This window comes from Nonomuraea sp. NPDC048901, assembly GCF_040649695.1.
Classification (GTDB): domain Bacteria; phylum Actinomycetota; class Actinomycetes; order Streptosporangiales; family Streptosporangiaceae; genus Nonomuraea.
This window is the reverse complement of record NZ_JBEZFW010000005.1, coordinates 325,388-340,386: the sequence shown is the minus strand read 5'-3', so window position 1 is coordinate 340,386 and position 14,999 is coordinate 325,388. Positions and strand designations below refer to the sequence as shown.

12 protein-coding genes are annotated in these 14,999 nt (G+C 70.5%); 5 read left to right on the top strand and 7 right to left on the bottom strand.

Annotation, left to right across the window (positions count from 1 at the left end):
• Positions 1-424: 424 nt before the first annotated feature.
• Genes AB0C30_RS19225 through AB0C30_RS19215 form a run of 3 tightly spaced genes read left to right on the top strand, consistent with a single transcriptional unit; the run spans position 425 to position 5,087 of the window.
• A complete protein-coding gene (locus AB0C30_RS19225) occupies positions 425-1,402 on the top strand; it encodes a MoxR family ATPase (RefSeq protein ID WP_357639605.1) in 978 nt (325 codons plus the stop codon).
• Positions 1,399-2,661, top strand: coding sequence for a DUF58 domain-containing protein (locus AB0C30_RS19220; RefSeq protein WP_357945380.1), 1,263 nt, complete (start codon positions 1,399-1,401; stop codon positions 2,659-2,661). Before AB0C30_RS19225 ends, AB0C30_RS19220 begins: the two co-directional genes overlap by 4 nt.
• Positions 2,658-5,087 carry a DUF3488 and transglutaminase-like domain-containing protein gene (locus tag AB0C30_RS19215; protein ID WP_357945379.1) on the top strand — a complete coding sequence of 810 codons (2,430 nt, stop codon included), beginning with the start codon at positions 2,658-2,660 and terminating at the stop codon, positions 5,085-5,087. The genes AB0C30_RS19220 and AB0C30_RS19215 overlap by 4 nt, the downstream gene beginning before the upstream one ends.
• 72 nt (positions 5,088-5,159) lie before the next feature.
• Here the strand turns inward: AB0C30_RS19215 and AB0C30_RS19210 are convergent, their stop codons facing one another.
• The 3 genes from AB0C30_RS19210 to AB0C30_RS19200 all read right to left on the bottom strand — a co-directional run bounded on the left by AB0C30_RS19210 (position 5,160) and on the right by AB0C30_RS19200 (position 7,762).
• Positions 5,160-5,555, bottom strand: coding sequence for a DUF3040 domain-containing protein (locus AB0C30_RS19210; protein WP_357945377.1), 396 nt, complete (start codon positions 5,553-5,555; stop codon positions 5,160-5,162).
• 203 nt (positions 5,556-5,758) lie between these two features.
• Positions 5,759-7,000 (bottom strand): DNA polymerase IV, encoded by a 1,242-nt coding sequence (dinB, locus tag AB0C30_RS19205; RefSeq protein WP_357945375.1) that lies wholly within the window; start codon positions 6,998-7,000, stop codon positions 5,759-5,761.
• A gap of 42 nt (positions 7,001-7,042) precedes the next feature.
• Positions 7,043-7,762, bottom strand: a complete 720-nt coding sequence (locus AB0C30_RS19200; RefSeq protein ID WP_357945372.1) for a methyltransferase domain-containing protein — start codon at positions 7,760-7,762, stop codon at positions 7,043-7,045.
• Positions 7,763-8,044: 282 nt separating this feature from the next.
• On the opposite strand from AB0C30_RS19200, the gene AB0C30_RS19195 reads away from it, so the two are divergent.
• Positions 8,045-8,725, top strand: a complete 681-nt coding sequence (locus tag AB0C30_RS19195; protein ID WP_357945369.1) for a hypothetical protein — start codon at positions 8,045-8,047, stop codon at positions 8,723-8,725.
• 327 nt (positions 8,726-9,052) lie between these two features.
• Here the strand turns inward: AB0C30_RS19195 and nusB are convergent, their stop codons facing one another.
• The 3 genes from nusB to AB0C30_RS19180 are packed head-to-tail and all read right to left on the bottom strand — an operon-like array spanning position 9,053 to position 11,099.
• Entirely contained in the window at positions 9,053-9,463 is a 411-nt protein-coding gene (gene nusB, locus AB0C30_RS19190; RefSeq protein WP_225291799.1) for a transcription antitermination factor NusB, read from the bottom strand.
• 1 nt (position 9,464) lies between these two features.
• On the bottom strand, positions 9,465-10,025 hold the full coding sequence (efp, locus tag AB0C30_RS19185; RefSeq protein WP_357639628.1) for an elongation factor P: 561 nt from the start codon (positions 10,023-10,025) through the stop codon (positions 9,465-9,467).
• Between the two features lie 24 nt (positions 10,026-10,049).
• Positions 10,050-11,099, bottom strand: a complete 1,050-nt coding sequence (locus AB0C30_RS19180; RefSeq protein ID WP_357945367.1) for a Xaa-Pro peptidase family protein — start codon at positions 11,097-11,099, stop codon at positions 10,050-10,052.
• 144 nt (positions 11,100-11,243) lie between these two features.
• Here AB0C30_RS19180 and AB0C30_RS19175 point away from each other — a divergent pair, with 144 nt between their 5' ends.
• Positions 11,244-13,079: a glycoside hydrolase family 9 protein gene (locus AB0C30_RS19175; RefSeq protein WP_357945365.1), complete on the top strand. Its 1,836-nt coding sequence runs from the start codon at positions 11,244-11,246 to the stop codon at positions 13,077-13,079.
• Between the two features lie 209 nt (positions 13,080-13,288).
• Here AB0C30_RS19175 and AB0C30_RS19170 read toward each other — a convergent pair whose 3' ends face one another.
• Positions 13,289-14,926, bottom strand: a complete 1,638-nt coding sequence (locus AB0C30_RS19170; RefSeq protein WP_357945362.1) for a protein kinase — start codon at positions 14,924-14,926, stop codon at positions 13,289-13,291.
• Between the last annotated feature and the right edge of the window lie 73 nt (positions 14,927-14,999).

The following is a 14,999-nucleotide window of genomic DNA, read 5'->3' as shown; positions in this document are numbered from 1 at the left end:
CCTCCACTGCGCACCACCATACTCCACTTCTCCCCACCGTCAACTGATTCCCAGCCGCTTCGTCACTAGATCGCCGCGCGTTAGTGCAGGTCAGAGCCATGCCGCCGGGTGGGGGGCGGTGGGGCGCGGTCCAACCCTCATGGGCGTGTCGAGGGTTGGAATGACCATGGAATTAGCGGATCAAGCGCTTCACGAAGCGCCGCGTGGTGGAAAGTGGAGCGCATCGCGGTGGCCACTGTCACGGGATTCGCACCCGTATGGCACAAGAACCGCAACTGGGGGCAGGTTCTCTGGAATATCGGTAAAAGTCGCCCAAGAACCCCCAGCGTCGTAGGGTCGTACACACAATGGAAAAGGAATGGCATGGCTCCCGCAATCACGCCCTGGCACGCGGGACTGCCGTAGCACTTCTCATGGAGGCCTGGTGGCAGTAACCCATGACGTCCCTAGCCGGCTCGACGAGCTGGTCTCCACCGCGCACCGGATTCGGCAGGCGATCGAGTCGGTGATCGAGGGCAAAGGGGACGCCGTCCGCCTCACCCTGACTGTCCTGCTGGCCGAGGGCCATCTGCTGATCGAGGACGTGCCGGGAGTCGGAAAAACCATGCTGGCCAAGGCACTGGCCAGGTCCATCGACTGCCCGGTCCGGCGCATCCAGTTCACGCCGGACCTGCTGCCCAGCGACATCACCGGTGTGAGCGCCTACAACCAGCAGACCCGGGAGTTCGAGTTCAAGCCGGGGCCGGTGTTCGCCAACATCGTGGTGGGCGACGAGATCAACCGGGCCTCGCCCAAGACGCAGTCGGCGCTGCTGGAGTGCATGGAGGAGCGCCAGGTCACGGTCGACGGAGTGACCTACCCGCTCGACGCGCCCTTCATGGTGATCGCCACGCAGAACCCGATCGAGATGGAGGGCACCTATCCCCTCCCAGAGGCGCAGCGCGACCGTTTCACCGCCCGGGTCGCGATGGGCTACCCGGAGCCCTCGGCCGAGCTGGAGATGCTCGACGTGCACGGCGGCACCCCGCCGCTGGACAAGCTGCAGCCGGTCGCCACGACCGCCGAGGTGCGCGCGCTGATCGAGGCGGTCCGCGGCGTGTACGTCTCGCAGCCGGTCAAGAAGTACGCCATCGACCTCGCCGTCGCCACCCGCCACTCCCCCGACCTGCGGCTGGGCGCCTCGCCGCGCTCGACGCTGCAGCTGGTCAGGGCGGCCAGGGCCAACGCGGCGCTGTCCGGGCGCGACTACGTCATCCCCGACGACCTGCAGGAACTGGCCGTGCCGGTGCTCGCGCACCGGCTGCTGCCCAGCGTCGAGGCCCAGGGACAGCGCCGCCTGCCCGAGCAGGTGGTGACCGAGCTGGTCAGGCGCGTGCCCGTGCCGGAGACGCGAGCGTCGTGAGAGACGGGCTGCGGGCGCTGACTTCCCGGGGACGCTCGTTCCTGGCCTCCGGGGTGGCCGCCATGTTGATGGCCTTCCTCCTGGGTGAGAACGACCTGTTCAGGATCGGGGTCCTGGTGACGGCGCTGCCGCTGCTCGCCGCGATGGTGGTGGCGCGCACCCGCTACCGGCTGAGCTGCGCGCGGCGCCTCGACCCGGCCAGGGCGGAGGTGGGCGGCGAGGCGACCGTGACGCTGCGCCTGGAGAACGTCACCCGGCTGCCCACCGGGCTGCTGCTCATCGAGGACACCGTTCCGTACGCGCTGGGCGTGCGGCCCCGGTTCGTGCTGGACCGGGTGGAGTCGCGCGGGATCCGGGAGATCGACTACCGGGTCCGCTCCGACCTGCGCGGCCGCTACACGATCGGCCCGCTGTCCGTGCGCATCACCGACCCGTTCGGACTGGTGGAGCTCACCCGGGGGTTCACCATCAGCGACACGCTGGTGGTGACGCCGCAGGTGGTGGCGCTGCCCCACGTACGGCTGTCGGGTGAGTGGACCGGGGGCGGCGACAGCCGCACCAGGAGTGTGGCGGCGGCCGGCGACGACGACGTGGCGCCGCGCGAGTACCGGCAGGGCGACGACCTGCGGCGGGTGCACTGGCGCTCCACCGCCCGCCACGGCGAGCTGATGGTGCGGCGCGAGGAGCAGCAGTGGCAGAGCCGCGGCGCGCTGCTGCTCGACACGCGCCGCTACGCCCACCGCGGCGAGGGCCCGCGCTCCTCCTTCGAGGTGGCGGTCTCGGCCGCGGCCTCGATCGGCGTGCATCTCGCCCACGAGGGCCTCGGCCTGCGCCTGGTGACCGATCAGGGCGCCGAACATCTGACCGACACCGGGTTGAGCTGGTCGCTGCTCGACACCCTCGCGGTGGTACGGAACAGCCCCGCCCGCTCGCTGGAGCTGGGCGTGTCCGCGCTGCGTCAGGGCGGCGGCGACGGGCTGATCGTGGCCGTGCTCGGCTCGCTGGACCCGGAGGAGGCCAGGGAGCTGGCCAGGCTCAGGCACAGCGGCATCACCGGCGTGGCCGTACTCCTCGACGTGGGCACGTGGGACGGCGGCGAGCCGGGCTCCACGGAGAACTACCAGGCGGTGCAGGCGGTCCTCGCCGGTTACGGGTGGCGCATCGTGCGGCTGCCCGCCGGCGTCCCGATCGCCTCGGTCTGGCAGGACGCCGCCAACCGCGGCAGGTACGCGCTCAACTCGGCGGGAGGTGCGGCATGAGGTTGTCGATCGCCTCCGCGGTGGCCACGTTCTGCGCGGCCGTCCTGCTCTATCCGCTCTTCCAGGGCGGCTCCTGGTTCTGGGGGTCGCTGGGCGCGGTGCTCGCGGTGATGTGCGGTGGCCTGGTGAGCGGGCGGCTGTCGCTGCCCGCGTGGGCGGCGGCCCTGGTGAACGTGGCCGCGCTGTGGATCTATCTGACCATGGCCTTCGCCTCGGACAAGGCGTGGGCCTGGGTGGTGCCGACCAAGGGGTCGGTGGTGGAGCTGGCCAAGCTGCTGGGCACCGGCTGGGCCGACATCCAGCGCTTCGCCGCGCCGGTGCCCGCCACCGAGGGCATCGCGCTGCTGACGACCGGCGGCGTGGGGCTCATCGCGCTCGTGGTGGACCTGTTCGCCGCGCGGTTGCGGCGGGCGGCGCTGGCGGGGCTGCCGATGCTGGCGCTGGCCACGGTGCCGGCCACGATCCTGGCGGATCCGATCAGCTGGCCCGCGTTCATCATCGCCGCCCTCGGCTTCACCGGTCTGCTGATCGCCGACGGCCGTGAACGCGTCGGCCACTGGGGACGCGCGGTGCTGGTCAGGCGGACCCGCGTCGCCACCTCACCGGTGCCGGGCGCCGAGCGCGAGACGGCCGACACCCGGGGGCTGCGCCTGTCGGGCAAGCGCATCGGGTTCGCCGCGATCGCGCTGGCGGTCCTGGTGCCCGCGGCGCTGCCGGCGATGGAGCCGGTGTCGTTCTTCACCTTCGGGGTGGGCGGCAACGGGTCGGGCAGGGGCAATTCGATCAGCATCCCGAACCCCATCGCCGGCCTGAAGGGCCAGCTGGAGCTGCCGGAGCGGCGCGTCGTCCTGTCCTACACCAACACCGACGACAAGCCCCGCTACCTGCGGATCTACTCACTCGACACCTTCGACGGCGAGCAGTTCGGCATGACCGAGCCCAAAGGCTCGCCGGACAACAGGACGGAGAACGGCCCGCTGCCCACTCCGCCCGGCCTGTCACCGGCGACCAAGGTCTCGAACGTGACGACCAAGATCCAGCTCAGTGACGAGATCGAGCGGCTGTCGTTCCTGCCCCTGCCGTACCCGCCGCGGCAGATCAACATCGACGGCGACTGGCGCGCGGACACCACCACCCTGATGGTCTTCTCCACCAGGGACGAGGCCGCCGGACTCGGCTACGAGGTCTTCACCACCGAGCCCGCGGTGACCAGCGACCTGCTCGAGGCGCTGCCGCAGGCCAGGGCCTCGGCGAGCGACCCGCGTTACCTCAAGCTGCCCGACAACCTGCCCCCGGAGATCAGGGACCTGGCGGCCAAGGTGACGGCGAACGCCCGGACGAGCTACGAGGCCGCGGTGAAGATCCAGGAGTTCTTCACCAAGACCGGTGACTTCACCTACAGCCTCAAGACGCAGGGCTCCGGCAACTCCGCGCTGAAGGACTTCCTGCTGCGCAGCAGGGCCGGTTACTGCGAGCAGTTCGCCGCGTCGATGGCGGTGCTGGCCAGGCTGAGGGGCATCCCCGCCAGGGTGGCGATCGGCTACACGGGCGGCACGAAGGAGGGCGACAGGTGGACGGTCGGCACGAACGACTCCCACTCGTGGCCGGAGCTGTACTTCGACGGCGTGGGCTGGCTGCCGTTCGAGCCCACTCCGACGGGCTCGCTCGGCCAGGGCAGCGCCCGGGTGCCCGCCTACACGCAGCCGCTCCCCCGTTCCACGAGTGACGGCTCGACGCCGACGCCCGGGGCGACCAGCACGACCGACGACTCGCCGCTCGGCCCGCAGAACCGGGACAACCCCCGCGCGCTCGACCGCGAGGCCACCATCGCCGACAGCGGGCTGCCGGTGGACGACTCGATGCCGCTGATCGGCAAGATCGGCATCGGCGTGGGGGTGCTCCTGCTCATCCTGCTGATCCCGGCGGGGATCCGGCTGATCACCAGGAGCAGGCGGGTCCGCGCGCTGGGCTGGAAGGTGTCCGAGCCGTCGGACGATATGACGGCCAGGGTCGTGGCGGGCAGCCACCCGGCCGTGGCGGCCGCCTGGGCGGAGCTGGACGACGTGCTGTTCGACTACGGAATGGCCCGCGAGCCCAGCGAGACGCCCCGGGCGCTGGCGCGGCGGCTGACCGAGCGCTATGAGTTCGGGGCCGAGCCGGCCGCGTCCATCGCGACGATCGCCTCGGCGGTCGAGCGGGCGTTGTTCGCGCGGGACGCCGGAGAGATCGCGCCGATGAGGAAGGACCTTCGCAAGGTACGGCAGGCGCTGGCGGCCACGGTGTCGCGCTGGAGGCGGGTGCGGGCCCTGCTGCTGCCCCCGTCGACGCTACGGCGGCTGCGTCGGATGGGCGAGGGAGTGCTCGACGGCTTCGACCGGCTGGAGAACATCAGGTGGCGGCGGACGGCGGCCCACAAGGGCTCGTGAACGTCCGAATCGACCGTGCGGTCGTCCCCTTTCCGGGGGCGGCCGCACGGTCGTCTGGAGGTCGTCCGGCGCTCAGCGCTCGTCGTGACGACGGCGCCAGCGCTCCTCCATGCGCTCCATGAAGCTGCCTCGGTTGCCCCGGCGGGCCGGCTTGCCCGAGACGGAGGCACCAGAGGCGGGCGCGGCGTCGCCGAACCCGTTCATGCGTTTCCAGCTGGACAGACCCCACAGACACGCGGCGAGCATGACCACGAAACCGCCGACGCCGAGGGGAATCAAATTGATCACTACGCCGACCATCAGCAGAACGACGCCGAGCGCAAAGCCAATGGAGGCCTTGATGAGGCGACGTTTGTAATGGCTGCGCGGATCACTGATCCTTACGGTGTTGGCCCACTTCGGGTCCTCGGCGTAGAGGGCCTGCTCGATCTGGTCGAGCAAGCGCTGCTCGTGGTCAGAGAGCGGCACGGCGCCTCCCAAGGACGGCCCCAGGACGGGGAAGACGGCAACGGACGACACGGGGTGTCCGAACCTCGCGGTCGGTTATCCCCAGAATACGAGGCCGGAGACGTAGGCGAAAGCGAACGCCCAACGCAGACCAAACCGGAGGTGACGTCATGACTCCATTGTGGGTCATCCAGCGCCCCTCCTCAGAAATCGTGACATCGACGTCATGCCTCCATTTCATCAAGTCTGCCGCGTACAAGCGACGCCGGGAGCACCGCATCGGGACCAAATCTCCGGATTGCTCGATCCATCGCCTGTTCGGCCTCTCGCCAGCCGGTCTCCCGCTCGCCCAGACCGAGCTGGCGGGAGGATGAATCGGCGGGGCGCAGGTTTTCCATCCTGACCCCGACCAGGCGCAGCCGCACCCGCTCGAGCCCGGCGGCCTCGAAGAGCTCGCAGGCGGTCGCGTAGATCTCCTGGGCCACGTCGGTCGGCTCTCTGAGGGTCTTGGACCGGTTGATCGTGGAGAAGTCGGCTCGGCGCAGCTTCACGCTCACTGTCCTGCCCACGTGACCGGCCTTACGCATCCGGGCGGCCACTCGCTCGGACAGGCGCAGCAATTCGCGTTTGATCACTTCGGGATCGTCGATGTCGGCCGCGAAGGTCTCCTCGTTGCCGATGCTCTTGTCGGGCACGTGCGCGGTCACCGGGCGCTCGTCGCGCCCCCATGCCAGCGCCGCCAGATGACCTCCCACGGCCTGGCCCAGCTCGCGCCGCAGGGTGTTGACGGGGACCTTGGCCAGATCGCCGACCGTGCGGATGCCGAGGCGCGTCAGGGACTGCTCCGTGCGCTCGCCAACGCCCCACAGGGCCGAGACGGGCAGCGGGTGGAGGAAATCCACCACCTCGCCCTCGGGGACCACCAGGAGGCCGTCTGGCTTGCACTGCTTCGAGGCGAGCTTGGCCACGAACTTGCTGCTCGCCACCCCCACCGAACACGTGATGCCGTAGCGCTCCAGCACCTGGGCCCTGATCATCGCGGCGATCACGGCGGGCGGGCCCAGCCGGCGCCGCGCGCCGCCGACGTCGAGGAACGCCTCGTCGGAGGCGATCGGCTCGACCATCGGGGTGATCGCGTGGAAGATCTCCATGACGCCCTTGGAGACCTCGGAGTATTTGCCGTGGCTGGGCGGGATGATGGTGGCCTGAGGACATATCCGGCGGGCCCTGCTCATGGGCATCGCCGAGTGCACGCCGTGAGCCCTGGCCTCGTAGGTGGCGCTGAGCACCACGCCGCGCCCGGCCGGCGAGCCGACGATCACCGGGCGCCCTCGCAGCTCCGGGCGGTCGAGCAGCTCGACGCTGGCGAAGAAGGCGTCCATGTCGACGTGCAGGATCGGGCAGCCGCCGTCATCGGCCCCGGTCTGAGGAGCGGGGCCGATGCCCGTGATCTGCTTGCGAGACACGCCACCATTCTATCCGAACACGTGTTCCATGGTAGGGGCAGGTCAGCCGCGATGGCCCAGGACATGGAGCTGCGTGGCGATGTCACGCAGCACGGGATGGACGGCGGCGGCCTGTTCGAGCGCCACGAGGGCCTCGGCGGCGCCCGGCTCGCCGTCGACCAGCCTGCTGGGCACCAGGTCGGCGAACACCCGCACGCCGTGCACCTCGCCGACCGTGAACCCGGTCGCGGCCAGCAGCTGGGCGAGCGTCTCCGCGGTGTAGCGGCGCGGGGTGGGGTCACGGTCGCCCCAGCTGCCCCTCGGGTCGCTCAGCACGGCCCTGGCCTCGTCGAACTGGCCCGCGAGCGCCCGGTGGATGGCGCTGGAGACCGGGTTGGCGGCCAGCACGCTGACCGCGCCGCCCGCGCGCAGCACTCCGGCGACGGCCGTGAGGGCGCTGATCGGGTCTTCGACGTATTCGAGCACGCTGTGGCAGATGACCAGGTCGGCGCTGTCGTGGTCGAGCAGGTCGCCCAAGTCGGCGGCGTCGCCCTGCAGGGCGCGCACGCCCACGCCCTTCTCCTTGGCCCGGCGCTCCAGCGCGGCCAGCGAGTCGGGACTCGGGTCGACCACGGTGACCGTGTGGCCAAGCTCGGCCAGCGGCACCGCGAACCCGCCGGTCCCGCCGCCGGCGTCGACGATGTCGAGAGCGTCGCGCCCCGTGGCGGCCGCCCGCTCGGACAGCACCGCCCGCAGCGCCGCCCAGACCACGGCGGTCCGCACCGCCGGAGTCCTCGTCACGCCCGCGGTACGCCCTTCAGAACGCAACCTCGGCTCGCCTCCCTCTGCTCCACGAACCCATGTCGCCCGACCATGCCCCTAAAGCTCCGTCCCCTAAAGCTCCCGCCCCAGCCTACGCGGTGTGGGAGATCGCCCGCTCCGCCTCCTCGCTTCCAGGATCGTCGAAGCGCGCCCACGGGTGCCACCTGCTGCGATGGACTTGCCGCCGACGATCTATACACAGAGGGACGTATGAGGATTTTTCGGTATATTGCGCTGGCAGTGGTGGCCCTGGGGCTCCTGCCGTCCGTACCGGCTCAGGCGGAGACGGCGGGCGAGGTCTACGGGGCGTACTCGCGCATGATGTCCCGCAGCGCCGGCCAGTTCTGGGCCGACGGCAAGGCCGCCGGGCAGTGGGCCTGGAAGCCGCTGTCGGACACCACGTCGGAGATCAGCTGGGGCGATCCCGCCAAGTGGCCGCCGAACTACGCGGAGAAGTTCGTCCACGACGGCGACTGGGTCATGCTCGACGGCTGGCGCGACAACGGCACCTACTACCGCGTGCGGGTCACCAAGGAGCAGATCGGCGACGCCAAGTGCGACGACCTGCGCACGCTGGCCACCAGCGGCCGGCAGCACTACGTGAAGTGGGACATCCCCGGCCAGGCGTACTGCCTCAAGGCCTGGGGCACCATCACCGAGGAGTCCTCGGGCAAGGTGGTCGACTTCGGCCACACGCAGATCTGGTCGCCGCCCGCGCCCTGCTCCAACGCGAAGTACGGCCGGAAGACCTGCGTCAAGCAGTGGGAGTCCTGGTGGGACAACCAGGGCGCGCCCGGCAAGCCGATCACCAGGAAGCTGGAGCGCGACCAGTTCATCGCCCGGGGCATCGGCATGGCCTTCGCCATCCAGCAGTATTTCCCCAAGACGTGGCGGGCCGAGGCGCACTCCGACTGGACCTGGTAGGACACTGGTGCCCCGCCGGCTGGGATGGTCCGGCGGGGCCTTTTGTGGGGCGTCGGCGCCCATGGCCGGCGCTGTCTTCCTGGCTCGGGACGGGACCGGGGCGGGTGGGCTCCTGGCCGAGCCGCACGGTCAACCATGCGCCCGGCGGGCGTCGAACGGTTGACCGTGCGGCATACACGTCCCTCGCCTAGCGCAAGCCGTGCAGGCCGCGTATGTGGAACGTACCTCGCGAATATGGACGGACTTCGGATCAGAAGTAGGAACTTCTTCTACTCGGTGGGGCCGGTATCCGCCGGAGGTAGAACCCGATGCATCCGAAGAGGCTGTCTAAAGAGTGATACTTGGCTTCAGCTGCTTGAAGCGGGCCAGCAGCCCGTTCACGAACTGGGGCGACTCATCCGTCGACAGCTCGCCCGCCAGGTGCACCCACTCGCTGATGACCACGCCCTCGGGGACGCCGGGCATCCACAGGAGCTCATAGGTGCCGCCCCGCAGCAGGTTGCGATCGACGGCGGGCATGCGGTCGAGGGTCCAGCCCTCGGAGTAGGTGGTGATCAGCTCGTCGATGCGGGCCTGGTGACGGGCCACGCCCTCGACGATGGTCGAGGTGTATTCGTTGACCGGGGGCTCCTGCCGTTCGACCCGCTCGGCGAGGATCCGCAGTGGATCCTCGCCGCGCAGTTCGGACTCGAAGAGGATGTCGAGCGCACGCCTGCGTGCTTTGCCTCGCGCCGACACCTCAGGCCCGGCCGAGGTATTCGCCGCTGCGGGTGTCGACCTTGATCTTCTCGCCGGTGGTGATGAAGAGCGGAACCTTGACCTCGGCGCCGGTCTCCAGGGTGGCGGGCTTGGTGCCGCCGGTGGAGCGGTCGCCCTGCAGGCCGGGCTCGGTGTTGGAGATGATCAGCTCGACCGCCGCGGGCAGGTCGATGTAGAGCGCGGAGCCCTCGTTGAAGGCGATCGTGGCCAGGGTGTTCTCGAGCATGTAGTTGGCGGCGGTGCCGACCGTCCCGGAGGGCACGTTGACCATGTCGTAGGTCTCGGTGTCCATGAAGACGAAGTCGTCGCCGTCCTTGTAGGAATATTGCATCTCGCGCTTGTCGACGTTGGCCACGTCGACCTTCACGCCGGCGTTGAAGGTCTTGTCGACGACCTTGCCCGAGAGCACGTTCTTGAGTTTGGTGCGGACGAACGCGCCGCCCTTGCCCGGCTTGACGTGCTGGAACTCCACAACGGCCCACAGCTCACCGCCGTCGAGCTTCAACACCATGCCGTTCTTGAGGTCGTTGGTCGTCGCCACTCGTATTCTCCCGCGTGTGGCCGCTCAAAGGACGAGCAGCTCCTTGGTCGTCTTCGTGAGGAGTTCCGGCCCGCCCGTGCGTGTCACAAGGGTGTCCTCGATGCGAACACCGCCCCGGCCCGGGAGATAGATCCCCGGCTCGACGGTGACAGGAACTCGATCCTCAAGTCTACCGGTCCTCAACGGGCCCAGGAACGGGTCCTCGTGGATCTCCAGCCCGACGCCGTGACCGAGGCCGTGTCTGAAGTGGCCGCCGTGACCCGCCGCCTCGATGACCGAGCGGGCGGCCGCGTCCACTTCCTTGGCCGTCGCGCCCGGCGCCAGCGCCCGGCTGCCCGCGCGCTGCGCCTCGGCGACCAGGTCGTAGATCTCCCGCTGCCAGGCGGCCGGGCCGCCCAGGGCGACCGTACGCGTCATGTCGGCGTGGTAGCCCTGGTAGCAGGCGCCGAAGTCGACGGTGACCAGGTCGCCCGTGCGCAGCTCCCTGCCGGTGGGCGCGTGGTGCGGGATGGCGCCGTTCTCGCCCGCCGCGACGATGGTGGCGAAGGCCGGACCGTCGGCGCCCAGTTCGATCATCCGGGCCTCGAGCAGCCGGGCGACGTCGCGCTCGGTGACGCCGGGGCCGATGTTGCCCATCACGTCGGCGAGTGCCTGGTCGCTGATCGCGCAGGCCGTACGGAGGAGTTCGAGCTCGTCGTCGTCCTTGACCGCCCGCAGCACCTCCACGAGCGGCTCCAGCGGCACGGGCCCGCTCTCCAGCAGGCTGCTCAGCCGGTTGAACGTCGCCACGCTCATGCTGGCCGCCTCGATCCCGATGCCGGGCGCGGCCAGCCGGGCCGCCACGTCGGACGCCTCGACGGCCGCCACGTCCAGCCCGCGCGTCTTCTCGATGTAGCGGTTGTCGGTCACCAGCAGCGCGGAGCCGTCGGCCTTGACGAGCACCGCGGCGTTCGAGCTCTCCAGCCCGGTGAGGTAGCGCACGTTGACGCCCGAGGTGACGAGGATCGCGTCGACCTCGCGCGCGGGCAGCATTTCCGCGACCCGCGCCCGGCGTTCCGGATAATTGACGGTCATTTCGTCAATGTACGTGTATTAACCCTCGCGCCACTATTGACCTCCCCTGTCACACGCGAATACCGTGCCGAACGCTGTTCTCATAATTCCATGGAGCGCCCCATGATGCGGTACGCCTTAGCTGTCGCCTTGACCGTTCTGACCATGGGGAGTGTCCCGGCCGCCGCCGCGCCGCCGCCACCCGGTCACATCCGGGTCGATCAAGTGGGCTTCGCCCCCGCGGAGTCCAAGCACGCCTTCCTGATGACCCGCGCGCGGTCCGCGGGCGCCCGCTTCAGCGTCGTCCGCGACGACGGGCGCGAGGTGCTCAAGGGTACGGCGGGCCGCGACCTGGGCTCCTGGAACGGCACGTACGGGCACGTGTACGGCCTGGACCTCACGTCGCTGAAGGACCCGGGCCGCTACCGGATCAAGTCCGGCACGATCACCTCCCCCGCCTTCCGGATCGCCCCGGCCTCGCCCACCTCGAAGATCCTCACCTTCTTCGAGGGGCAGCGCGACGGCGGCCGCAGGCATGCCAACGACAAAGCCGCCTCGGTCTACGACTGGCCCGTGTTCACCGGGCCGGACACCGACGAGATCAAGGGCGGGCTGCGGAAAATCGGCGGGCCGGTGAACGTCGAGGGTGGCTGGTTCGACGCGGGCGACTATCTCAAGTTCACCCACATCCTGGCTTATGTCGACACACTGCTCTGGGCCTCGGTCCGGGACGGCGGACCCGACCAGAGTCTCAATCGCGAAGCCACCCATGGCCTGAAATATCTGGACAAAATGTGGGACGGCGCTTCCAAGACCCTCTACATCCAGGTCGGCATCGGCGCGGGCGACAAGGCGGCCACCTACGTCGGAGACCACGACGTCTGGCGGCTGCCCGAGTCCGACGACACCTCCAAGCACCGCTACCTGCGCCACCGGCCGGTCTTCCGCGCGGCCGCCCCCGGCAAGCCGATCAGCCCGAACCTGGCCGGCCGTACCGCGGCGGCCTTCGCGCTGGCCGCGCAGCTGGAACCCTCCCGGGAGCGGGCGACGGCACTGCTGGGCAAGGCGGCGGCGGTCTACGCGATGGCCAAGACGGAGAAGGTGGGGCAGCTCGTCACGTCGCTGCCGCACGCCTTCTACCCGGAGAGCGCCTGGCGCGACGACATGGAGCTGGGCGGCGCCGAGCTGGCGCTGGCGGCGCTGCGGCTCGGCGACGACCGGGCCGTGGGCTGGCTGGAGCAGGCCACGCGCTGGGCCGGCCAGTACCTGGAGCACGAGACCGGGGACGACACCCTCAACCTGTACGACGTGAGCGCGCTCGCCCACACCGACCTGGTCAAGGCGATCCGGCAGGCGGACGCGTCCAGCCCGGTGCAGGCCGACCAGGTGATGGGCCCGGACGGGCAGCCGGCGCTGGTCGGCTCGGGGGGTCAGCAGAAGATCTCCGACGGGCTGGCGGTCTCCGAGCAGCAGCTGGTTGACGATCTGCGGGCCCAGCTGGAGATCGGTTCCGCGCGGGCGGCCAAGGATCCGTTCCGGGCGGGGGCCGCGTACGCCGAGTTCGACGCGGTGCCGCACGCGTTCGGGCTGGCGGCGACGTCGCGACTGTACGCGTCGGTGAGCGGGGACCGGGCCTACGACGCCTTCGGGACGCGGCAGCGCGGCTGGGTGTTCGGCGCCAACGCCTGGGGCGTGTCGTTCGTCGCCGGGGCGGGCGAGAACGCGATCCGGTGCCCGCACTACCAGATCTCCGACATCACCCGGAAGCCCGCCACGGGGGCCGTGGTGAACGGGCCGAACGACGCGTCACTGTTCCACGACGGGCTGGGTGGCCACCTGGAAGGGATGGTGCCCTGCCCGTCGGACGGCGTGGACCGCTACGCGCCGTTCACCGGGCGGGGCAGCCGGTTCGTGGACGACGTGCGGTCCTGGCAGGCGTCGGAACCGGCGGACGACTTCGCGGCCATCGGCGTCTACGCGCTCTCGCTGATGTCGCGCTGAGGGCGGTGGTTCGTCACACGACCGCCTGTCTTCTTCCGCCCCCGAAGGGGGGATCCTCCCAAAGGCCTCAGCCACCACGGGCCGTCACGGATCCACGGTCCGTCACGGCAGGCGTCCCTTCGGAGAGACGTCCCCTTCAGGGAAGCTACCGAGCATTCGGGCGATCCCGGGGCGCCCGGTCCGAGGGATCCTCGGACCGGGCGTCGGGGTCAGGGCTTCCAGTTGTCGAGGAAGTCGTTGAGGGGTCCGGAGGTGGGTACGTCGCCCTTCTCCTGGCCCTTGCGCAGGTCGCGCATGATGCCCGTGACCTGGTCGAGTGCCGAGTCGTCGTGGTTCTCCAGGAACTTCCGGCCGGCCTTCCTGATCTTCTCGTGGGCCTTCCTGGCGGCGCGGGGCTCGATGTCGCCGATGGTCTCCTGAGCCGTCAAGGACGCGTCGAATTCACCCAGCCACTTCACCCACCCTCCGGGCGGAACGCTGTTGGCCAGCGTGCCCTTGGGTTTCGGGGTAGGGCCCGCATCGGTCGGGAGGGGCGCGATGGACGTGGACGGCTCGGGGGTCTCCGTCGGCGTCGGCTCCGGGGCCGGCGTGGTGACGATGGGCGTCGCCGAGGGCGTCGGCCCGGCCTCGGGTCTGCCGCGCGAGCCCGCCCACAGGACCAGGCCCACGGTGACGACCGCGATCACGGCCAAGGCCGCGCCCAGCTGCACGAACAGGCGGCGGTTGGACGACGGCGGAGGTGGCGGCGCGTCATAGATCGCCGTATCCCCCTTACGCGGGCCACCGCCGTCGTGAAACACCCCGGCGGGCATGGCGCGAGTGTCACCGGCACCCGCCCGGGCCGCATCCACCCCACGCCCCGCAGACCCACCCGCGCCCGGCTGGGCGAAGATCTGGCCGGTCTGCGGAACGCCGCCCGGGTGGGATGTGGCCTGACCGGGCTGAGGCGCACCGCCCTGGTTCGGGCCCGCCTGAGCACCCTGGGATGCTCCGCCCTGGGGCGCCATGGGGGACGTGGCTTGACCGGGGTGGGGTCCCGTGGCCGGGGCGGGCTGGCTGCGGGGTGGGCGGGCGATGGCGGCCAGCGCTCGGCGTACCGTCTCACCGCCGGCCGGGCGTGCGGCGGGATCCTTGGCGAGCATGGCCAGCACCAGCCGGTCCAGCTCGCCCGGCACCTCCGCCCGGTGGCGGCTCGGCGGCTCGGGCTCGGCGTGCAGGTGCCGCTCGCCGACCTCGTCCGGCGAGCCTTCGAACGGCGGGCGGCCGCACAGCGCCTCATAACAGACGCACCCGAGCGCGTACAGGTCCGCGGCGGCCTCCCCGCCGCGTCCGTCGATCATCTCGGGCGCCCGATACAGTACGCCGTCGTCCGAGGACACCTGGTCGGCCAGCCCGAACCCCACGACCTTGAGCACCCCGCTCCCGGCCCGCCGGAAGCTGTCGGGTCCGATCTGGCCGTGCACCACCCCGGCCCGGTGCGCCGCCTCCAGTCCCGCGGCCGCCTGCCCGATGAGGTCGCAGACCTCGGTGATGGGCAGTGGTCCCTGCCCGGCCACCTCCTCGCCGATGCTCTCCCCGGTGAGGAACTCCATCACCAGGAACGGCGCCCCCTCGTGGTCACCCACGTCGAGCACCATGGCCACGTTCGGATGGATCACCCGGGCCACGGCCTGGGCATGCTGCCGGAGCACCTCGGGCGTGGCCGCCCCGGCGTCCAGCATCTTCACGGCCACGGTCCAGTCGGCGCGCTGGTCGTAGCCGCGCCACACCTCGCCCGTCGGCCCGCTGCCGATGAGCTCATCAAGCCGATACCGGCCGGCGACCAAAGACGGCGTCGCGTCGGACATTATTTCCGCCAATAACTACAGAAACGGCAATTTCGACCCACCCTAGGCCCCCACGGGCCTCTGCCGCCCCACA